At 59.6% G+C, this 18,551-nt stretch carries 21 protein-coding genes and 2 pseudogenes; 6 read left to right on the top strand and 17 right to left on the bottom strand.

Annotated elements, in window-relative coordinates; translation table 11 throughout:
- Positions 1–68 precede the first annotated feature (68 nt).
- Positions 69–251, bottom strand: a complete 183-nt coding sequence (locus tag KDK82_RS33140; RefSeq protein ID WP_088164814.1) for a hypothetical protein — start codon at positions 249–251, stop codon at positions 69–71.
- A 304-nt stretch (positions 252–555) separates the two neighbouring features.
- Between KDK82_RS33140 and KDK82_RS31975 the strand changes: the two genes are divergently transcribed.
- Positions 556–879, top strand: coding sequence for a hypothetical protein (locus KDK82_RS31975; protein ID WP_143343449.1), 324 nt, complete (start codon positions 556–558; stop codon positions 877–879).
- Between the two features lie 30 nt (positions 880–909).
- Here the strand turns inward: KDK82_RS31975 and KDK82_RS10435 are convergent, their stop codons facing one another.
- The 4 genes and pseudogenes from KDK82_RS10435 to KDK82_RS33130 form a co-directional block, all read right to left on the bottom strand.
- Positions 910–1,335 carry a hypothetical protein gene (locus tag KDK82_RS10435; protein ID WP_081816289.1) on the bottom strand — a complete coding sequence of 142 codons (426 nt, stop codon included), beginning with the start codon at positions 1,333–1,335 and terminating at the stop codon, positions 910–912.
- Positions 1,323–2,099, bottom strand: a complete 777-nt coding sequence (locus tag KDK82_RS10430) for a LysM domain-containing protein (RefSeq protein WP_256974445.1) — start codon at positions 2,097–2,099, stop codon at positions 1,323–1,325. Before KDK82_RS10430 ends, KDK82_RS10435 begins: the two co-directional genes overlap by 13 nt.
- Before the next feature lie 412 nt (positions 2,100–2,511).
- Positions 2,512–2,643 (bottom strand): annotated as a pseudogene (locus KDK82_RS33135) (IS5/IS1182 family transposase); the annotation flags it as partial.
- A 7-nt stretch (positions 2,644–2,650) separates the two neighbouring features.
- Complete coding sequence (locus tag KDK82_RS33130; RefSeq protein ID WP_256974444.1) at positions 2,651–2,884, bottom strand: hypothetical protein; 234 nt, start codon at positions 2,882–2,884, stop codon at positions 2,651–2,653.
- A gap of 695 nt (positions 2,885–3,579) precedes the next feature.
- Here KDK82_RS33130 and KDK82_RS31965 point away from each other — a divergent pair.
- Positions 3,580–4,365, top strand: coding sequence for a hypothetical protein (locus KDK82_RS31965; RefSeq protein ID WP_143343448.1), 786 nt, complete (start codon positions 3,580–3,582; stop codon positions 4,363–4,365).
- 366 nt (positions 4,366–4,731) lie between these two features.
- On the opposite strand, the gene KDK82_RS10415 is transcribed toward KDK82_RS31965, so the two are convergent.
- A complete protein-coding gene (locus tag KDK82_RS10415; protein ID WP_143343447.1) occupies positions 4,732–5,544 on the bottom strand; it encodes a hypothetical protein in 813 nt (270 codons plus the stop codon).
- Between the two features lie 287 nt (positions 5,545–5,831).
- Here KDK82_RS10415 and KDK82_RS31960 point away from each other — a divergent pair.
- A pseudogene (locus tag KDK82_RS31960) lies at positions 5,832–6,075 on the top strand (IS5/IS1182 family transposase); the annotation flags it as partial.
- A gap of 18 nt (positions 6,076–6,093) precedes the next feature.
- On the opposite strand, the gene KDK82_RS10410 reads toward KDK82_RS31960, so the two are convergent.
- Together KDK82_RS10410 and KDK82_RS10405 are read right to left on the bottom strand one after the other, a co-directional pair.
- Entirely contained in the window at positions 6,094–6,843 is a 750-nt protein-coding gene (locus KDK82_RS10410; protein ID WP_218827069.1) for an HNH endonuclease signature motif containing protein, read from the bottom strand.
- A 166-nt stretch (positions 6,844–7,009) separates the two neighbouring features.
- Positions 7,010–7,258, bottom strand: coding sequence for a helix-turn-helix domain-containing protein (locus KDK82_RS10405; RefSeq protein ID WP_088164809.1), 249 nt, complete (start codon positions 7,256–7,258; stop codon positions 7,010–7,012).
- 229 nt (positions 7,259–7,487) lie between these two features.
- Between KDK82_RS10405 and KDK82_RS10400 the strand changes: the two genes are divergently transcribed.
- Positions 7,488–7,793: a hypothetical protein gene (locus tag KDK82_RS10400; RefSeq protein ID WP_306417380.1), complete on the top strand. Its 306-nt coding sequence runs from the start codon at positions 7,488–7,490 to the stop codon at positions 7,791–7,793.
- Between the two features lie 109 nt (positions 7,794–7,902).
- Here the strand turns inward: KDK82_RS10400 and KDK82_RS10395 are convergent, their stop codons facing one another.
- The 9 genes from KDK82_RS10395 to KDK82_RS10355 form a co-directional block, all read right to left on the bottom strand.
- Complete coding sequence (locus tag KDK82_RS10395; RefSeq protein ID WP_088164807.1) at positions 7,903–8,448, bottom strand: PepSY domain-containing protein; 546 nt, start codon at positions 8,446–8,448, stop codon at positions 7,903–7,905.
- Positions 8,449–8,590: 142 nt separating this feature from the next.
- Positions 8,591–9,802, bottom strand: coding sequence for a tryptophan synthase subunit beta (gene trpB, locus KDK82_RS10390; protein WP_088164806.1), 1,212 nt, complete (start codon positions 9,800–9,802; stop codon positions 8,591–8,593).
- A 424-nt stretch (positions 9,803–10,226) separates the two neighbouring features.
- Positions 10,227–11,123: a 3-hydroxyisobutyrate dehydrogenase gene (gene mmsB, locus KDK82_RS10385; protein WP_088164805.1), complete on the bottom strand. Its 897-nt coding sequence runs from the start codon at positions 11,121–11,123 to the stop codon at positions 10,227–10,229.
- 37 nt (positions 11,124–11,160) lie between these two features.
- Positions 11,161–11,640, bottom strand: coding sequence for a DUF488 domain-containing protein (locus tag KDK82_RS10380; RefSeq protein ID WP_088164804.1), 480 nt, complete (start codon positions 11,638–11,640; stop codon positions 11,161–11,163).
- 22 nt (positions 11,641–11,662) lie between these two features.
- Entirely contained in the window at positions 11,663–12,127 is a 465-nt protein-coding gene (locus KDK82_RS10375) for a TfoX/Sxy family protein (protein WP_088164803.1), read from the bottom strand.
- Between the two features lie 23 nt (positions 12,128–12,150).
- Positions 12,151–13,317: an acyl-CoA dehydrogenase family protein gene (locus tag KDK82_RS10370; RefSeq protein WP_016446004.1), complete on the bottom strand. Its 1,167-nt coding sequence runs from the start codon at positions 13,315–13,317 to the stop codon at positions 12,151–12,153.
- 102 nt (positions 13,318–13,419) lie between these two features.
- Positions 13,420–13,809 (bottom strand): lysozyme inhibitor LprI family protein, encoded by a 390-nt coding sequence (locus tag KDK82_RS10365; RefSeq protein WP_034367521.1) that lies wholly within the window; start codon positions 13,807–13,809, stop codon positions 13,420–13,422.
- Positions 13,810–13,882: 73 nt separating this feature from the next.
- On the bottom strand, positions 13,883–15,406 hold the full coding sequence (locus KDK82_RS10360) for a CoA-acylating methylmalonate-semialdehyde dehydrogenase (protein ID WP_012205523.1): 1,524 nt from the start codon (positions 15,404–15,406) through the stop codon (positions 13,883–13,885).
- Between the two features lie 190 nt (positions 15,407–15,596).
- Complete coding sequence (locus KDK82_RS10355; protein ID WP_088164802.1) at positions 15,597–16,157, bottom strand: MarR family winged helix-turn-helix transcriptional regulator; 561 nt, start codon at positions 16,155–16,157, stop codon at positions 15,597–15,599.
- Positions 16,158–16,270: 113 nt separating this feature from the next.
- On the opposite strand from KDK82_RS10355, the gene KDK82_RS10350 reads away from it, so the two are divergent.
- Both KDK82_RS10350 and KDK82_RS10345 read left to right on the top strand, forming a co-directional pair.
- Entirely contained in the window at positions 16,271–17,251 is a 981-nt protein-coding gene (locus KDK82_RS10350; protein ID WP_088164801.1) for a tripartite tricarboxylate transporter substrate binding protein, read from the top strand.
- A gap of 49 nt (positions 17,252–17,300) precedes the next feature.
- Positions 17,301–18,539 (top strand): flavin-dependent oxidoreductase, encoded by a 1,239-nt coding sequence (locus KDK82_RS10345; protein ID WP_088164800.1) that lies wholly within the window; start codon positions 17,301–17,303, stop codon positions 18,537–18,539.
- The last annotated feature ends 12 nt before the right edge of the window (positions 18,540–18,551 follow it).

Raw genomic sequence — 18,551 nt, 5'->3', positions numbered from 1 at the left:
CGCCAGCACCCCCGGTCTTCCTCGGGCGCCACAAGCGATGGTGGAGGGCTTTCCGGCAGGAAATGGCGCTAGGCCGGATTGGACATCAGCACCTGCCCACCCCGGCTCACCAGGCACAGACCTATAGGCAGATGCTCGATGAAATCCGAGAACAGCGTTTTCTGGCCTGCCACCTGCGCATCGAAGGGGTTCTGATCGCTGGCGCCCGCAGCCTGCACGGCGCCGGCCTGACTGGCCGTGGCACTCGCCAACTGCGCCCGCCGCCAATCTCTTCAGAGTCTTTGACCATTGGGGGGGATAGGGCGCGGCTTCGGGTGGCGGAGGGGGCAGATCGCCATCGTTGAGGGCGTCGATTCAGCTTTGGGGCTCATAGCGGTGAGCTGCCGGGCATACTTGGCTTGTCGGAGGCGTTTTCAGGAGCTATTGATGATGTGCTCGTCTATAGGCCCAGGGCAGCACTGGCAACGTTATCAGCCATCGGCCAATCGCATCGCGCGGCGCTTGAAGGCGGCCCCAAGCTTGGGACCGCGGTAAATTAACCGTATAAAAGCAATGATGAAAATTTTCTTTGTATGTATCGGGTTCATGATTTCCGGATTCACGCATGTGAGTGAAGCAACTTCACCGGCAATTCAAGATTTGCAGGAAATAAGAAAATCTGCAGATGAGTTCTTGAAATTGGAAAACAAACGCCAGAAAACAGACTTCACCACTGCTCGTGTCAACCCAAAGATACTGGTCGAGCAATGCGCTACTTCGCCTGAGTCAGGTTGGGCACCCACAGACATTGGTCTACCCAGAAAAAGCGTTCAAGTCGTTTGCAAATCGTCATTGCACGATAAAAAGGGGTGGCGTGTTCTGGTGCCAGTTGGAAAATAAATCACAACAAAACAAAAGCGATGGTTGCGCCTAATCCGGCCCAACCATCGGGCACGACAATACTTGCCTTTCCGGTAACGAAGAATTGCTCCAGTCCGGAAAATTCCTTTTTTGGAAACCTTCCAAAGACTGGTAGCCATTCACATTCCAGTTGTAGCCGCTGGTATGTTCGACCTCGACGACAGAATAACGGCATTGACGACTGCGATTTTTTAAAAGAAAAACAATTCGTTCATTGCTACCATTGAAGCTCTTTTCCAGGACTTCGTAGTGCGTCGACTTGCAGATGCTATAAGCTGAATTCCATTCGATTGTCTTGGCGCGCACATGGAGCGCACCAGAACATGCTCTTCCAGTCCCTTGAAATACGCCAGCAAAAGCATCATCAGCCGCCGCCGCCATGCCCGATAGGCTGCCGATGGATGCGAACAACGCCAAGACTGTTAGTTCACGCATATCTCTACCTTTCCTTTTCGGATCAACGTCAGAGCATAGTCAAGCTTCTTGGCATACATTGAGTCGCCGACATTGTAGTACGTTGCAATGCTTGATGTCGTGATGATCTTCCAGCCTGTAATGACCTTCTTCAGTGAAGCCTTTTGGTATTTTAATACCTGTCCAGGTCTCAATACATGCGCAGCAGGATTGAGTTTTTGCATTGTTTCGACAGTGCTGCCTGTTGCTTTTGCAATCTTGGCAATGCTGTCTCCCGCTTGCACTTTCACTTCACGGATGGTGCTGTCCGGGTCTGGAACGCTCTTGACCGCATAATTCGCCATGCGCATCAACAAATAACCAATTCCGGCTCTGATGTTGTACGCAGGAATTGCTATTGCTGTGCTTGCTGTCAATTTATTTTTCCAGGCAGATGGAATGATCAGGTCTCCACCTTCTTTTCCAGACAAAAGAGAACCCAGCCCTGGATCGCCAGGATTGCCTATCTGCATTAAATTTGACCCCCACTTTCTTGCTTCCGCGCCCGTCTCGACCCACGCCATGGCCTTGATAAGCTGCCAATCGAGTGGCAAATATCCTGCTTTACCAGAGAGATGGCGGTTATACTCATTGACCGCCATCTGAATTTCACAATCCCAGGTATTCCATTTGGCATTGCCCTCTGCCTTGTTAATGCCATCCTGCCATTTTTCGAAGCCTGTCTTCGGCTGTGCTTGAGCCGCCATATAAGTCCTTTCTGGTTGAGTTGTCCATGTGATCAGCATGCTTGCGCACGGCAGGCAGTTGTTTGAGCCATACCGCCAGCAATTCTTGCGAATGGCAATCAGACTCGTGAAGTTGCGTGCGTGGGTGCCGTTTGATGGATGTGGTCGTGGCAATCGGGCGGGCGGCTCTCACTCATACCGGCTGCGCCTCAGTGAGCGCCTTGGCTCGGGACTTCAATGGCAGGTGGAAGGGAGTCTGCAGGTCGACGTCAACGTCGGGCAGATGATATGCAATCAAGAATGAGAGTTCAAGAACTAATTTCGAGAATCCCAATGCCTTGATTCGCGTGCCGTGCCTTTTGCTTTGGTGGGCTTGTCAGAAACCGAAGCTTTCAAGAAGAATGGAAGCCATATGCCCCGCCAAGTCTATGCGCAGCTTGGCAAAGCCTGCAAACCAGCCGTGCGTTCAGCGCCACTTGTACGGCCGCTTGCTGCTCTCAATACCTCGTCTGGCAATACGGCTTGCGATGTCCCGCTGTCTCAGATGGATGCGGCAACGTAGGTAGTCATAGCCTTTGTTGGCGTGCAGTTTTATTGGGCGTCTGTCGGCTTCAATCTACTTGATCGTGTTCACGCAGTCGCCGCCAGCAAGTCATGCCGTTGCCATAGCCCAGCGACTGTGGAAGGTCGTCCCTGGGCGCCAGCAGCGAGGGCACGGACCCGTCAGACAGGAAATGGCGGTAGGCCGGATTGGACATCGGCACCTGCCCACCCCTGCCGACCAGGCACAGGCCTATCGGCAGATGCTCGATGAAATCCGAGAACAGCGTCTTCTGGTTTGCCACCTGTGCATCGAACGGGCCTGACCGCTGGCGCCCGCGGTCTGCACGGCGCTCGCCTGTCCGGCTCCGTGGTAATCGCCAACTGCGACCGCAGCCTAGCGTTTTCCTCGCGAAGCAGGGCAAGCTCTTCAGACTCTTGGAGATGGAGGGATGGTGCGCGGCTTCGGGTGGAGGAGGGGGATCAAGTCGCCGTTGGGTGGGAATGCGAATTTGCTTTGGGGATCATAGCTGTGAGTGGCTTATCAGGCTGGCTGTGTGAGCGAAGAGGCCCCAGCGCGGCTTCCTCTGGCATCTACACAGAGCAGCGATGCCTCTATGTCGCAAGCTTGGATCTGCTGCAATGACTAGTAGGTACTACCCATGCCTGCCGATGACTCACTGTCAAGACAGGGACGTAGGCAATCCATGACTACCGGACTGTTTCTATCGATGCTGTCAGAAGTCGACTCATTGCATTAGTTTAAAATCGTTTGCGATGCTATCGATGTCCTTTGTGCTGAGTTACTATGTGAATGCCCATATTTAAATTACTTAGTTGGAGAATTAAATTTATGCATATTGGTGGTTACAGAGATAGTACGATACATAATCTAATTTTCAAACAAGATAGATTCCCCTCTTCTTGTTTGCTATGCGCTAGTGGTAGCTTGAATAAAAATGGTCATATAATCCCAGAGCTCGTTCTAAGATGGACTGGGATGAAATCTAAGAAGAATAATTTCTTCTTTTATCCGATGGACCAAGAGTTATTTAAAACCCTCGAAAATCAGATAATTCAGAACAATGGACTTGGTTTGCCAGTAAGTGATCTTCTCAAGTACCCCATGCTTTGCGATGATTGCGAGCAAAAATTCTCAAAATATGAGAAGCATTTCACCGATAAATATTTTAAGAGATATTATAGGGGTAATGAAGTTGGTGAACTTGATGATGCTGTGTATTTTCTTGTAATCAGTATTGCTTGGCGAGTAATTGTTTCGACAAAAATTATGATCGGACAGGAGGCTTTGGAAGGAGTATGTCATTATATTGAGAATATGATGAAAGATATTCTGGAATGTGAATCTTTTCCGGTAAATGAAAAAAAATATGGTCCGGAGGTCGCATATTTCACAGTTGAAGATATAAAAGAATTCGTGGGCGAAAAAAGTGTATCAACTTCTGCAATAGACTTTTCCATCCAGCAGAATATATTTGCGCACAATATTTTTGATAAACGCTTGGAAAATGGATTTAAACAAAGATCTGTTTTGCCTGTTGTATCTGTTTTTCTAAAACTTGGAAGATATTATTTTGTGGTATGTCTTCATGATTATTTTGAGAAAATAGATTGTAATATCGAAAGAGAGAGGGTGTCAGACAGTTTAAATTTATTCAAATTTCGCATGAATGAAGATTTAATAAGCCTTATTAGATTTGCTGGGGGTAATAAAATATACGGATTGGAAAATTATAGTTTTAAGATATTTGATTTAGATATTTGAAATTTTATACACAATAATTACTGTGGATCGATCATGAGCATTCGACGTTTCGCAGAGATAAGGTGTTGATTCAACGCACCCCCTCTAGAGCGTTCCGCCGTCAGATATTAGAGAGGAGCCACTGCAATTTCTATGGTGAAGAAAGTGCACCCCTGAGCCTTGGTTTTTGCGTAAACGCCTAACACGAGGGGGTGAGGTGCGAACTGCCCTGCCGAAAAATTTAGGCCCTGGAGCATATCCCGTATTATCGAGCTTTGGATGGTTTTCGAGGTGTACGGGTGCGGCTTAAATCGATGCGAATTCACGACCCAAAGCGGTCAAAACAAAGGAGAAATGTTGTGGCAGAAGGACTGTTTTAGCTGGTTTTTAATAAATATCTTCAATTTTTTCGAATGTAAACTTCATTGCCTTCTTTGCATCCCGTTCTGACTTTTCCTTCTCCGCTGCCTTCTGCCTTGCGAACTGGCGTACGCCCTCGGCGATATCTTTGGGTATGGTCACGTACTTGACCACCTCATCGATTATCTCGGGATTAAGGAAAAACGGCGAATTGCCAGCCTCCCAGTCCGGGTGAATTTTTACGCCTTTACGCCGTGATAAGCCGAAGAACAGATTCTTCCAGATTAGTGCTTCACGGGCTGGATGATCTTTATTTTCGACAATCTGTTCTAGGAAGCCTCCCGTAATACATGTCCCCTTTTCGTATTCGTCCTTTGCTTGATGTATACGTTCAATCTCATGGGGCAGCATGTTCACGGCATTACCGTTCATGTCGGTGCTTTCGTAGTCTAGCGACTGACAGTACCTTCTGAGTTCCCAAACTGCGCGATCAAATCGAATGATGTCGAGTGGCTCAATGTCGTACGAAACCAAATAGTACCGATCTTCTGCTCCATCGTCTTCGAGATTCTTTATAAAGCTAACTGTGGCCGCAGTGAGATCGATTTTAAACTTGCCGTGTTTATTTATTCTCTCTATACCGGGAAGTGCGCTATGTCCTAAATTTTTGGCATCTATGCGATTTAGCAAAAGAATGCCTTTGACATATTTCTCTAGGCAGTGCAGAGCGGACCACCTGTAAGGTTGTATTAGTCGTGCTCTATAAGCCATCCGCGCAGTAATGTAGTCCTTGTCTGCTGTCTCGCGGAAGCTTCGGATGGCAAATTGGTTGACTAGCATGTACATAGGTCGAGACATTCTGATCCTCAAAAATAGCAAGTCTTTGATTGCATATGTGAGTAAAGATACATATCTTGGTCGGGGGCAAGGCAGCAGTGCGCCGCCAATATACAGGTGGCATGCATAATTCCCTTTGAAAGGGGCGATGCCCTAAGCTGCTCGATGGTTAAAATTGGCTTAGGGGTACCGCAAAGGTGCCACCAGAGAATTTTGCTTATAACCATCTCGCGACTGTCTCGGTGCGACTCAGAGTAGATGGGTCAAGGCTCACCGAGTCGATGCGCGATGGCTATGACTACCGGCGTTGCCGCACCCACCTGAGACAGCGGGGCATCGCCAGCCGTATTGCCAGACGAAGTATAGGGAGCAACAAGCGACTGGGCAGGCATCGCTGCGGGGAGAACGCAAGGCTCGTTTGCAGGCTTTGGCAAGCTAGGCATAGGCTGCGAGAAGCGTCTGGACATCCACGAATCTTTGCTGAAATTAGCGGCAGCTATCATCTGTTCGCGCTTAGTGGGTCGGTGGTGTTAGCGGCTCTTAGCCGCTGCGCTACCGAACCATTGCGCGGTTCGCTAATGCCTTCGCCACCCTGCTAAGAATCTGCTGCGGAAGCTTCTTTCCTTGGAATTCCTCAATGTAAAGGCTGCCCTCACAGAGTCCGTTGAAGGTGGGGTGCCCGGTCACTGGTGAAAAAACGAGGAGGCCCCTGTCGAACAAGCGGTGCAGGTCGGTCCGCAGGAGGAAGACGTTCGCGAGCGCATCACTTCCAGACTGGTGCACCTCAAGTATGTGCGCCACATCGAGTGCCTCCTTCGCGGTCTCGCCAGAAAGTGCGCAGCAGCCACTGTCTAGGCCATACAGCTTGTTGCGAAGTGCGCTAGCCTTTTTCCGCCGAATTCGCTTGACCTCTTCAAATACTATTTCATCAACGGTTAGCGGTTCTCCGAGAGCTAGGATTTGGCAACCCTTGGCATGGCCAGAATAATCATCGTCTTTATTGTCCAGCCAGTGGGCGGCGGCGCTTTGCTTCGATCCGAGATCAAGCTCATAGGTGGCTTTCCCATACCTTGTGTCGAAATCCCATAGGGATTGATTTTCATCTCGAAGATAGTCGAGAATTACCCTAAAACGTTTGTTGTCTAGATTGACTACTTTGCAGTGTGTTAAATACTGTACCCAGCCGGGATCGTGACCCAGCCAGCGCTCACGAGTCGTCGGCCTTGAGCGTGCCTTCGACAGGTCGATAGTTAAGTATTCAACGGCACCGTACCATTCCGTAGCTATGGAGATGTATCTCATCATTTATCAATTTTATTTTGATCGAAGATCTTGGTAGTAGTTATTTTAATGTCAACAAAGAATTCAGAAATTCGTGCAGAATCCATTCCCATCTTGGGCTAGGGTCTGATTTAATTTTCTTTATTTAATCGGTGATGACTTTCTGCTTTAGGTTGACCAAAATCCTTCAATAGGTGCTACTTCCAGATAGTTTTGCTCGCCTATCCACCTCACCCACCACATCCCCCGGCGCAACCCCCAACACCTTGCACAGCTTGAAAACAGACCGCAAGCTCGGACATTTGCTACCAAGCTCCAACTGGCTGATGTAGTTGCGCGCCAGCCCGGCCTCGGCGGCAAGGGTCTCCTGGGACAGTGCACGCTCATTGCGTAGCTCACGCAACAGGCTTCCAAAGGCTTTATCAAGTTCTGTCATATTTGCTCACTAAAGTGAGCAAAGCTTCCCGGTTTGCGTGCAGACAGTCTTCCACCTATAGTTGGAGTTTTGTAAAGCGACGACGACACTCCCAGCAGGTGGGCGTCGCATTTGCCCAGTGATCTTGGGCGCTGAGCAACTCTCGACAGGAGCGCAGATGGAGCAGCAAGCCTTAGCCACCACACCCCCACCCAAACTCGAAGACCTCGCCATAGACGCCGTCCTGCACATGGGCGCTGCGCTGGATGTGCTGGATCTGCACGCTCGCCACAAGGTCACGGCCATCAATTGCGTGTGCCGCGATCTGCTGCGCATCTACTACGTGAAGGCCGATCAGGCGCAGTCGCTGGAGCCTGAGGACAAGGAACTGGTGAGCCTACTGCACGATACGGCGGTGAACCTGGGCTATGCCATTGAGGTGGTGGAGCATCTCAATGGCGATGAGGCCGACGACCCCATTCTTTATGCCGTGAGCTACCTGCTCAGGGCCGCGAAGCGGTTTGCGGATGAGGGGGTGTCGGTGGCGTTGGCCTGAAGAGTGCAGCAGGCGTGGATGGCCTGCGAATATGGCAGGACCGAGGCAAAAAATGGGCGTAAAAAAGCGCGCCTCATGCTGAAGCGCGCTGCCGGGTTGGGGTCGAGACTCAGTCCTTCTTGGCCCGGATGACTTCGCCGCCCACGGCGTCGATCTTGACTTCCATGAGCGTGCCGTTGGCCTGCAGCACTTCGACCTGGTAGCTGGTCTGGCCCCAGTGGGAGTCCAATTCCGCGCTGACGGGCGTGCCCGGGGTGTGGCGGGTGGCGGCCTGGATGGCTTGCTCTATGGTGGATTTGGCCTTTTCCAGGCGCTGGCGGTCCTTGCGCTTGGCGGCGCCGTCGTTCTTGTGCTGGGCGGCCTGGCCGGTGATGGCGTTGACCCAGACTTCCACGCTGTCTCCGGCCGGGGTGATGACTTCGATTTCGTAGCGCGGGCCCATGCCGTCGCCGTCGTCCAGCTGGGCTTCGATGGCCTTGCCGGGCACGGCCTGGGTGGCGCGGGTGATGGCCTGTTCCAGCGGGATCTTGGCCTGGCTGGTGATGGTCTGCCATTCGGCCACCGACTTGGCTGCGGCGGGCAGGGCGGCGGTGGCGCAGGTCAGGGCCAGGGCGATGGAGAGGGCGGCAGTGCGGGCGAGCGGGGCAGGCTTCATGGGTGTGGCTCCTTCCGGGAATGGGGTTGGACAAGACAACGGTCGGGGCCATTGTCTCCACCGTCCCGGAGAGCGGTTGTCGGAGAGGGCGCCCTTTGCCCCCTCCGGTGTGCTGCGGTTTGATCCAGCGCAGGCTCTGCGTTCAGAGGCCCAGCACCTTGGCCACGTAGTCGGCGTCCTTGTCGCCCCGGCCCGAGAGGTTGATGAGGATGTGCTGGTCCTTGGGCAGGCCGGGCGCCACGCGCATGGCCCAGGCCACGGCGTGAGCGCTTTCCAGCGCGGGGATGATGCCTTCCACGCGCGACAGCTGCATGAAGGCGTCCAGGCATTCCTTGTCGGTGACGGATTCGTACTGCACGCGGCCCAGGTCCTTGAGGTAGCTGTGCTGCGGGCCCACGCCCGGATAGTCCAGGCCCGAGGCAATGCTGTGCACGGCAGCCGGCGTGCCGTCTGCGTTTTCCAGCACGTAGCACTTCATGCCGTGGATTTCACCGGGCTTGCCCATGCTGAGGGTGGCTGCGTGGCGGCCGGGCTTGTCCGTGCCTTCGCCCGAGGGCTCCACGCCGACGAGCTTGACCGAGGCATCGCCCAGGAAGGCCGTGAAGATGCCCATGGCGTTGGAGCCGCCGCCCACGCAGGCGGCCACATGGTCGGGCAGCTTGCCGTGCCTGGCCTGGAATTGCTCGCGCGCCTCGCGGCCGATGATGCTCTGGAAGTCGCGCACCATCATCGGGAACGGGTGGGGGCCGACCACGGAGCCGATGGCGTAGATGTAGTCCGTGGGGTTGGTGAGGTATTCCTCGAAGGCGCTGTCCACCGCTTCCTTGAGCGTGGCCGCGCCGCGCGTGACGGGCACGAGCTTGCAGCCCAGGATGCGCATCTTGGTGACGTTGGGGTGTTCCTTCTCGATGTCCACCTGGCCCATGTGGATCTCGCAGGGAATGCCCACCAGCGCGCAGGCCGTGGCCAGGGCCACGCCGTGCTGGCCGGCGCCGGTTTCTGCGATGACCTTCTTCTTGCCCATGAACTTGGCCAGCAGGGCCTCGCCCAGGCAGTGGTTGATCTTGTGGGCGCCGGTGTGGTTGAGGTCTTCGCGCTTGAGGTGGATCTGTGCGCCGCCGAGCTGCTCCGACAGGCGCCGCGCGTGGAAGATGGGGCTGGGGCGGCCCACGTAGTCGGCGAAGAGCTGGGCCAGTTCCTGCTGGAAGTCTTGGCGTTTGGTGATCTCGGCGTAGGCGGTGTTGATGTCGTCCATGGCCTGCTTGAGGTGGGGCGGGACCAACTGGCCGCCGTAGGGGCCGAAGTAGCCTTCCTCGGTGGGCATGGGGGCGAAGTTGGGGGGTGTAGTGGTCATGGTTGCTGGCGGGTGTTCTGTGGAATGGCTGATGGTGGCGGTGGCAGCTTACGTAGGGCTGCCATGGGTCTGAAGAGAGAAAACCCCGGTCGGGGTTTCTTGTTTTTGACCCTGCCGGGTGGTTGTTTTTCGAGGCCGGGTTTCGGCCCGGCAGCCGACTGCCCTTTCTTGATTCGCCAAGAAAGGTCAGATCAAAGAAGGCGACCCGAATGCCCGCGACCCCTTCGCTGCGCTGCGGGGCAACCTGCGTCGGGCCGCCTGCGGGGTTCGCCGTGAAACTCGTTGCGCGCTGCGCGCTTCACTCAAACATCACGGCGAGTCAGATGACGAGGTAGTCCTGTCCTTCGGCAGGACTGCAACCCCGCAGGCGGCCCGACGCAGGCGCGGGCATACGGGATTGGGAGCGGGTTCGGGTGCCTGGCGGTCAGCCGTTCTTTTGCAGGGAGCGGATGACGCTGGAGAAGTCCAGGGCGCCGTTGCCTGCGATGGAGTGCATGGCGTACATGGCGCGGGCCATGCCGCCCAGGGGCGTGGAGGCCTTGACGGCCATGGCGTTTTCCTGGGCCAGGCCCAGGTCCTTGAGCATGAGGTCGGTGCCGAAGCCGCCTGCGTAGTTCTTGGAGGCGGGGGCGTTTTCGTGGACGCCGGGGAAGGGGTTGTATTTTTCCAGGGCCCAGTTGCCGCCCGAGCTGCGGCGCATGATTTCGCTGAGGACCTTGGGGTCCAGGCCGTTGGCCACGCCCAGGGCGATGGCTTCGCTGGTGCCGATCATGAGGATGCCCAGCAGCATGTTGTTGCAGATCTTGGCGGTCTGGCCCGCGCCCACGGCGCCGGCGTGGAAGATGTTGGCGCCCATTTTTTCGAGCAGGGGGCGGGCGCGCTCCAGGTCGGCGTCGCTGCCGCCGACCATGAAGGTGAGGGTGCCTGCAATGGCGCCGCCCGTGCCGCCGGAGACGGGTGCGTCGATGAAGGCGATGCCTGCGGCCTGTGCGGCCTTGGCGACCTTTTGGCTGGTGGCGGCGGCGATGGTGGAGCTGTCGATGATGAGCGCGCCCTTGGCAATGCGCTGCAGGAGGCCGGCCGCGCCGTCACGGCCGAGGAAGAGGCCTTCCACGTGCTGGCTGGCGGGGAGCATGGAGACCACGGCTTCGGCGCCCTGCACGGCGTCTTCGGCGCTGGCGGCAATGGTCACGCCCTCTGCAGCGACCTTGGCGCAGGCGTCTTTGGACAGGTCGAAGGCCTTGACCGTGTGGCCTGCTTTGTGCAGGTTGATGGCCATGGGGCCGCCCATGTTGCCGAGTCCTATGAATGCGATCTGCATGTGCTTGTCTCCTGTGTTGTGAAGCTTGTGGTGTGTCTCAGTGGCCGGTGTCGCCGGTGTACTTTTCGCCGGGTTTCATGTCGCCGGTGTCCTTGTCGCCGTTCGCAATGTCGGCGCCGCGTTCCTTGAGCAGGGAGCGCAGGATGCCGCGGTGGCAGCGCGCCTCCTGCTCGCAGTAGCAGCCGATGGCGAAGGCGCTGTGCTGCGAGAGGGCGGCCAGCAGGTCCAGGGTGCGGCTGGCGGCGGGTTCGGCCATTTCCTTGCGGAATTTGCGCACGAATTGCTGCCAGAGCTTGTCTGCATCGGCCTGCTGGCCGTGGTCCTGCAGCCGGTGCGATTCGAGCGCGGTGTGCATGGTGTCGGGCTGGGGCGAGAGTTCGGGGTACCAGACGTCGTAGTAGTCGCGGCTGGCGAATTCGACCTTGGGCACGCCGCGCGGCGGGCGGCGCACGGTGCCTATGCGCAGGCCTTCATCGGCGTGACGGGGGCTGCCTAGCTGGACGATGCGGATGGGCATGGGACTCTCCTGCAAAGGGGGCTTATTCGTCGCCGAAGATGGGGTGCTTGCGTGTGCGGCGCCCGGCCGGGGCGGGCGGCGCTGGCGGCGTGTTTGCATCGGCGGGCGCGGGTTCGCTGGCCTGGGGCTTGCGCTTTTTCGGGGGCGTGGCCTTGGCGTGGGGGTTGAAGGCCAGGGCCTGGGCAATCCAGTGCTGCCACTGCTGGCGCGTGGCGTAGGCGGCGGGGCCGATGAAGAAGTAGCCGTCCATCTGGCCCTTGGACGAGAGCGGGCGCAGGCCCGGCGTCTCGGCCACGGCCGCGTGCTGCGAGGGCGGCAGGCGCACCAGCAGTTCGTCGTCTTCCACGCCCAGGCACAGCTTGCCGTTGACCATGAAGACATGGCAGCCGAACATGCGCTTTTCCTGCACGTCGTCGCAGCCGGCCAGGGCTTCGCGCACGGCGTCTATGAGGTGCAGCGTGGTGTCGGAGAGCGGGCGGGCGGGCATGGCGTGGGCTGGATGTGGATGAATCAGCGGATCATGTCCGGCGCATCGCCTTCCAGCATGCGCCGCGCGATGATGACGCGCATGATTTCGTTCGTGCCTTCGAGGATCTGGTGCACGCGGGCATCGCGCATGAGGCGCTCCAGCGGGTATTCGCGGATGTAGCCGTAGCCGCCGTGCAGTTGCAGGGCTTCGTTGCAGACCATGAATCCGGCATCGGTGGCAAAGCGCTTGGCCATGGCGCAGTAGGTGGAGGCGTCGCGCGCACCGGCATCGAGCTTGGAGGCGGCCAGGCGCACCATCTGGCGCGCGGCCACGAGTTCGGTGGCCATGTCGGCCAGCTTGAACTGCAGGGCCTGGAAGCTGGCAATGGGCTTGCCGAACTGCTTGCGCTCGTGCATGTACTGCTGGGCCTGGGTCAGCGCGCCCTGGGCGGCGCCCACGGAGCAGGTGGCGATGTTGATGCGTCCGCCGTCCAGGCCCTTCATGGCGATCTTGAAGCCTTCGCCCTCGCGGCCCAGCAGGTTCTGGGCGGGGATGCGCACGTTGTCGAAGCTGATGACGCGCGTGGGCTGGCTGTTCCAGCCCATTTTTTCTTCCTTCTTGCCGTAGCTGATGCCGGGCAGGTCGGCGGGCACGGCAAAGGCGGAGATGCCGCTGGCGCCCGAGCCTGCGTCGCCCGTTCTGGCCATCAGCACCAGCATGTCGGTGCTGCCCGCGCCACTGATGAAGGCCTTTGCGCCGTTGATGATGTATTCATGCCCCGCCAGCTCGGCCCGGGTCTTGAGCGAGCCGGCGTCCGAGCCCGCGCCGGGTTCGGTCAGGCAGTAGCTGGCCAGCTTGCGGCCGCTGGTCAGGGCCTCGCCCCATTCGGCGCGCACGGCGTCGGTGGCCCAGGTGCCCAGCATCCAGGTGGCCATGTTGTGGATGGTGATGAAGGCGGTGGTGGAGGGATCGACGGCGGCCAGTTCCTCGAAGACCATGGTGGCGTCCAGGCGCGGCAGTTGCAGGCCGCCGGCGTTCTCGGGCGCGTACAGGCCGCAAAAGCCCAGTTCGCCCGCCTTGGCGATGGCCTCGCGCGGGAAGATGGATTCACGGTCCCAGTGCGCGGCATGGGGCGCGAGTTCGGCCTGGGCAAAGGCGCGGGCCGATTCGGCAAAGGCGCGCTGGTCGTCGTTGAGTTCGAAGTCCATGGCTGGCTTGTCTCCTGCGTTGGGCTCTGGGGCCCTTGTTGTTCTGGGGGTGGCTTTCGGGGCCTGTGGGCGCCTGTCGATGCCTGTCGGTGCGTGCGGCGGTCAGTGCTGCAGCCAGCGCTCCAGCGCCTGCATGCGCTCCTGTGTCGCGGCCGTGAGGCATTCGTGGTACAGGCGCGGTCCTTCGGGCTGGGTTTCGCTGTCGCGCGTAGCGGCCTTGCAGCGTGCCGTGCGGCCCTTGATCCAGCCGTTCTGGTCGTGGCGCAGGCCCGTGCGCTTGCCCTGGGGCAGTTGCTGCATGACGTCGAGGTAGCGGATGTTGAGCGCGGTGTCGGCCTCCTGGAAGGCCTGGACCGCGCAGGCATTGCGGCTGGCGGCGGCGGTGGAGGCCGGGTCGCAGGCTGCACCGGCCTGCGCGTGAAGGGTCAGGGGCAGGGCGGCCAGGGCGGTGAGCAAGGCGGCACCCAGGCCCCGAGAGAGGGAGGCGGTCATTGGAAAACGCATGCCGCCATCATCCCAGAGCCGGGGCCTGCCCCGGATCAATCCAGGCCCGCCCACCCGTGCATCAGCGCAGGCTGATGGTGGTGTTCACGCCCTGGCTGGTGGTGCTGTCGTCGAACCAGCGCGCCGTGACGGTCTTGGTCTGCGTGTAGAACAGCACGACCTGCTTGCCGTAGGGGCCCAGGTCGCCCAGCTTGGAGGCGCGGCTGCCCGTGAAGGAGAACAGCGGAACCGGCACGGGAATCGGCACGTTGATGCCGACCTGGCCCACGTCGATGTCTTCCTGGAACTTGCGCGCCGCGGCGCCCGACTGCGTGAAGATGGCCGTGCCGTTGCCGTTGGGGTTGGCGTTGATGAACTCGATGGCCTCGTCCAGGCTGTCGGCAGCCGCCAGGCAGAGCACGGGGCCGAAGATTTCCTGGTCATACACGCTCATGCCGGGCTTGACGCCGCTGAACACGGTGGGGCCGACGAAGTTGCCCTTGTCGTAGCCGGCCACCTGGGGCTTGCGGCCGTCCAGCTCCAGCTTGGCGCCGTCGGCCAGGCCGCGTTCGATAAGGCTTTCCACACGCGACAGCGCCGCGCAGGACACCAGCGGGCCCACGTCGGTGCCGGGCTCGGTGCCGCCGCTGACCTTGAGGGTCTTGGACTTTTCCACCAGCTCGGGAATCCACTTCTGTGCATCGCCCACCAGCACGGCCACCGACAGCGCCATGCAGCGCTGGCCTGCCGCGCCGAAGGCTGCGCCCAGCAGGGCATTGAGCGTTTGCTCCTTGTTGGCGTCGGGCATGACGATGGCGTGGTTCTTGGCGCCCATCATGCATTGCACGCGCTTGCCGGCCAGGCTGGCGCGGTTGTAGACATGGGTGCCGACCTTGGTGGAGCCCACGAAGCTGATGGCCTTGATATCGGGGTGGTCGCAGATGGCGTTGACCACGTCCTCGCCGCCGTGCACCACGTTCAGCACGCCGGGCGGAATGCCGGCTTCCAGCGCCAGCTCGCACAGGCGCATGGTGACCATGGGGTCCTGCTCGGAGGGCTTGAGCACGAAGGTGTTGCCCGTGGCAATGGCCATGGGGAACATCCACAGCGGAATCATGGCCGGGAAGTTGAAGGGGGTGATGCCCGCGCACACGCCCAGGGGCTGCAGCACGGAATAGGTGTCCACGCCGTTGGCCACGTTGTTGGCCAGCTCGCCCAGCTGCAGCGAGCCGATGTTGGCCGCATGCTCCACCACTTCCAGGCCGCGGAAGACGTCGCCCTCCGCGTCAGGCAGGGTCTTGCCCTGTTCTGCGGTCAGCAGGGCGGCCAGCTCCTTCATGTTCTCGCGGATCAGCTGCTGCAGCTTCAAGAAGATGCGGGCGCGCTGGCCAATGGGGGTCTTGCGCCAGGTCTTGAAGGCTTCCTTGGCGTTGGCGACGGCGGCGTTGACCTCGTCGGGCGTGGCAAAGGGCACGCGGGCCAGCACTTCCTGCGTGGCCGGGTTGACCACATCGCGCCATTGGGTGCTTTGGGATTCGACCAGCTTGCCGTTGATCAGCAGCTTGACCGTGGGCGCCAAAACCTTGGCGGACGTGGATGCATTCATGGCTTGTCTCCTGTTGCGGTGGTGTCAGCCCGGCATGCGTGCGCCGGGCGTTCATCGCATGGTAGCTGTGCGGTTTTTCGCAAGCAATGGAGATATGTGCAGTCTTCATGTGCGTTTTTGCACAGGTTGGCGCAAAAAAGAGCATGGCCTGCGGCAGGCGCAGGCCATGCTGGTTCAGGCGGTCAGCGACTCAGTCCGTGCCGGTGGCCGGCAGGCGGGCGTCGTCGGCAGGAGCAGCCACAGGAGCAGGGGGCTGAACGGCGCGGGCGCCGGGCTTGCGCAGCGGCTCCAGCTTCACGCGGGCATTGGCGCCCAGGCCGGACTCCAGCTTGGCCAGCAGGCGCAGCAGCTCCTGCAGCTCGCCGTCTTCCAGCGGGGACACCAGACGGTGGTAGGCCTGGTCCACCAGCGGCACGCTGGCGGCCAGAAGGGCGCGGCCCTTGTCGGTCAGCGTCAGTTCGTGCTGGCGGCGGTCGCGCGTGCTCAGGGCGCGGTGCACGTATTCGCGCTCTTCCAGCCCGCGCACCAGGCGCAGCGTGGTCACCTTGTCAAAGCCCATGGCGCGCGCCAGGGAGCTTTGGTCGGAGCCGGGGGAGGCGTCGATCAGGACCAGGGCGCCGTACTGTGGCGGCGTCAGCCCCAGGGGGCGGCATTGCTCTTCAAAAATGCCGACCGAAATCTGGTGGGCGCGCCGCAGCAAAAAGCCAGGGCGCTGATATAGCGGCAGTGGTGCAGGCGTCATCGTGTCCATATGCGTCTAGTATTCTTGCAGAGGTGTCCAGTATTCATTCGATTTCCACCAATTGTGCCCATTCTGGTGCATGATTACCATGCGTTTGCATGCTAACTACAAAAGAGGTCTACATGCGAAATTTTGTTGGCAGACGGCAATTTTTGAAGACGAGCGGATTGGGAGTATTGGGTTTACCCGTAGCAGGTGCCATCGCCAGTACCGAGAGTGTGCCTCTGAAATTGATTGTGCCTTTCACTCCGGGGACTGGAATCGACACGATAGCGCGAACCATCGGACCTTTGCTGGCCAAGCGCCAGGGCCGGCCCGTGGTGGTGGAGAACAAGCCGGGCGCCTCTGGAAATATCGGCACCGAGGCCGTTGTGCGCTCGCCCGCCAATGGCCAGACGCTTTTGGTGACAGTGAATACCCTGGTGATGAATGCATCGCTGTATCCCAAATTGCCATTCAATCCGCTGACAGACCTCGAACCCGTGACGCTGACCAGTTGGGGGCAGTTGATTTTGGTGACGCCCACGGCCTCCGCCTATCAGACGGCGGCCGATCTGGTGAAGGCGGCCAAGGCCTCGCCGGGCCGCATCAATTACGCGTCGCCGGGAGTGGGCACTCCGCACCATATGGCGATGGAGCTTTTCAAGAGCACGGCCGGGGTGTCGATCACGCACATCCCATATCGCGGAACAGGGCCGGCGCTGACGGACCTGCTGGGCGGCCAGGTGGAATGCATGTTCCTGCCCATTCATGTGGCCTTGACGCATGTGAAGGCCGGCAAGCTGCGCGCGCTGGGCATTGGCAGCCAGCGGCGCCACCCGCTGCTGCCCGATGTGCCCACGCTCAAGGAGGCCAAGGCGGGCGATGTGAACGTGGATATGTGGTACGGCGTGTTTGCGCCGGCCGGCATGCCGGCGGACCAGGTCGATGCCCTCAATCGCGAGATTCGCGCGATTTTGGCGTCGGAGGAAGTCCGGCATGCCTTCGCGCCCCAGGGGATGGATCCGGCAGGCAGCACGCCGGCCGAGTTCAAGGCCCTGGTGCAAAAGGACGCCCGGCGCTGGGCCGAACTGGTCAAGGCGCGGGGGATTACCGCCGAGTAGGCGGGACGGGCGCCCAAGGCGCCCTGGAGGAAGCATGGAGAGTCAGCGGATGAAAGTAGCGATCGTGGGGGGCGGCATCGGAGGCCTGTGCCTGGCATTGGCCCTGCATCAAAGAGGCATTGCCTGCGAAGTCTTCGAGGCCGTGCCCGAGGTCCGCGAGATCGGCGCGGGCATTACCCTGCTGCCGCATGCCATGCGCGAACTCAGCGACCTGGGCCTGCAGCCGCAGCTGGAGGCCCAGGCGATCGAGAACCTGGAAAGCGTGTTCTTCAACCGCTATGGCCAGTTCGTCTACCGCGAGCCGCGCGGCCGCCATGCGGGCTACGAGCTGCCGGAGCTGGGCATACACCGGGGACGCCTGCACCGCGTTCTCTTCGAAGCCGCCGTGCAGCGCCTGGGCCCGGGCGCAGTGCACACGGGCCACCGCTGCGTGCGCGTGGACCAGTCGGCCCATGGCGCCACCGTGCATTTCGCGCCGGATGCCCAGGGCCATGTGCCGCGGTCCGCCACGGCCGACATCGTCGTGGCCTGCGATGGCGTCAACTCCGCCGTGCGGCGCCAGTTCTATCCGCAGGAGGAGCTGGCCTTCGGCGGCATCAACACCTGGCGCGGCGTCTCGCGCTTCAAGCCCATCCTCACGGGCAAGAGCTATCTGCGCATCGGCTCGGTCGATACCGGCAAGATGGTGATCTATCCCATCGAGGACAACGTCGACGGCCAGGGCATGCAGCGCATCAACTGGGTGGCCGAGATCCGCGACCCGCAGATGCGCATGAACGACTGGAATCGCGCCGGGCGCATGGAGGATGTGCTGGAGATTTTTGGCGGCTGGAGCTTCGACTGGCTGGATGTGCCGGCCCTGATCCGCTCGGCCGAGACCATCTTCGAGTACCCCATGGTGGACAAGGACCCCGTGGACCAGTGGAGCTTCGGCCGCGTGACCCTGCTGGGCGATGCCGCCCACCCCATGTATCCGCGCGGCTCCAACGGCTCGGCCCAGGCCATGCGCGATGCGCGGGTGCTGGCCGACCTGCTTGCTGCCGATCCGCAGGGCGACCCGCTGGCGCTGCTGGCCGCCTATGAGGCCAGCCGCCTGCCCGCCACCAGCCAGGTGGTGCTGACCAACCGCTCCACGCCGCCCGACTTCATCATCATGAAGGCGGACGAACTCAGTGGCGGGCAGCCCTTCGGCCATATCGACGAGCTGATCAGCCAGGATGAGCTGCGCGCCATTGCCCGCCATTACGAGCAGGTGGCGGGGTTTGCGAATCCGCAGTCGCAGGGCTGAGGCAGGCGGCGG

Origin of the sequence: Delftia sp. K82, assembly GCF_002193035.1 — a bacterium.
In the GTDB taxonomy this organism is placed as follows: Bacteria; Pseudomonadota; Gammaproteobacteria; order Burkholderiales; family Burkholderiaceae_C; genus Comamonas; species Comamonas acidovorans.
This window is presented reverse-complemented; position numbering and strand designations above follow the sequence as displayed.

What these genes read in the sequence shown, in the direction of transcription:
- KDK82_RS10410 (WP_218827069.1), bottom strand. Translation starts at nt 6,843, where the DNA reads ATGAGATACATCTCCATAGCTACGGAATGGTACGGTGCCGTTGAATAC.
- KDK82_RS10400 (WP_306417380.1), top strand. Translation starts at nt 7,488, where the DNA reads ATGGGCGCTGCGCTGGATGTGCTGGATCTGCACGCTCGCCACAAGGTC.
- KDK82_RS10365 (WP_034367521.1), bottom strand. Translation starts at nt 13,809, where the DNA reads ATGACCGCCTCCCTCTCTCGGGGCCTGGGTGCCGCCTTGCTCACCGCC.
- KDK82_RS10395 (WP_088164807.1), bottom strand. Translation starts at nt 8,448, where the DNA reads ATGAAGCCTGCCCCGCTCGCCCGCACTGCCGCCCTCTCCATCGCCCTG.
- KDK82_RS10435 (WP_081816289.1), bottom strand. Translation starts at nt 1,335, where the DNA reads ATGCGTGAACTAACAGTCTTGGCGTTGTTCGCATCCATCGGCAGCCTA.
- KDK82_RS10370 (WP_016446004.1), bottom strand. Translation starts at nt 13,317, where the DNA reads ATGGACTTCGAACTCAACGACGACCAGCGCGCCTTTGCCGAATCGGCC.
- KDK82_RS10430 (WP_256974445.1), bottom strand. Translation starts at nt 2,099, where the DNA reads ATGCTGATCACATGGACAACTCAACCAGAAAGGACTTATATGGCGGCT.
- KDK82_RS10415 (WP_143343447.1), bottom strand. Translation starts at nt 5,544, where the DNA reads ATGCTAGTCAACCAATTTGCCATCCGAAGCTTCCGCGAGACAGCAGAC.
- KDK82_RS10405 (WP_088164809.1), bottom strand. Translation starts at nt 7,258, where the DNA reads ATGACAGAACTTGATAAAGCCTTTGGAAGCCTGTTGCGTGAGCTACGC.
- KDK82_RS10380 (WP_088164804.1), bottom strand. Translation starts at nt 11,640, where the DNA reads ATGCCCATCCGCATCGTCCAGCTAGGCAGCCCCCGTCACGCCGATGAA.
- mmsB (WP_088164805.1), bottom strand. Translation starts at nt 11,123, where the DNA reads ATGCAGATCGCATTCATAGGACTCGGCAACATGGGCGGCCCCATGGCC.
- KDK82_RS10375 (WP_088164803.1), bottom strand. Translation starts at nt 12,127, where the DNA reads ATGCCCGCCCGCCCGCTCTCCGACACCACGCTGCACCTCATAGACGCC.
- KDK82_RS10345 (WP_088164800.1), top strand. Translation starts at nt 17,301, where the DNA reads ATGAAAGTAGCGATCGTGGGGGGCGGCATCGGAGGCCTGTGCCTGGCA.
- KDK82_RS10355 (WP_088164802.1), bottom strand. Translation starts at nt 16,157, where the DNA reads ATGGACACGATGACGCCTGCACCACTGCCGCTATATCAGCGCCCTGGC.
- KDK82_RS10360 (WP_012205523.1), bottom strand. Translation starts at nt 15,406, where the DNA reads ATGAATGCATCCACGTCCGCCAAGGTTTTGGCGCCCACGGTCAAGCTG.
- trpB (WP_088164806.1), bottom strand. Translation starts at nt 9,802, where the DNA reads ATGACCACTACACCCCCCAACTTCGCCCCCATGCCCACCGAGGAAGGC.
- KDK82_RS31965 (WP_143343448.1), top strand. Translation starts at nt 3,580, where the DNA reads ATGAAATCTAAGAAGAATAATTTCTTCTTTTATCCGATGGACCAAGAG.
- KDK82_RS31975 (WP_143343449.1), top strand. Translation starts at nt 556, where the DNA reads ATGAAAATTTTCTTTGTATGTATCGGGTTCATGATTTCCGGATTCACG.
- KDK82_RS10350 (WP_088164801.1), top strand. Translation starts at nt 16,271, where the DNA reads ATGCGAAATTTTGTTGGCAGACGGCAATTTTTGAAGACGAGCGGATTG.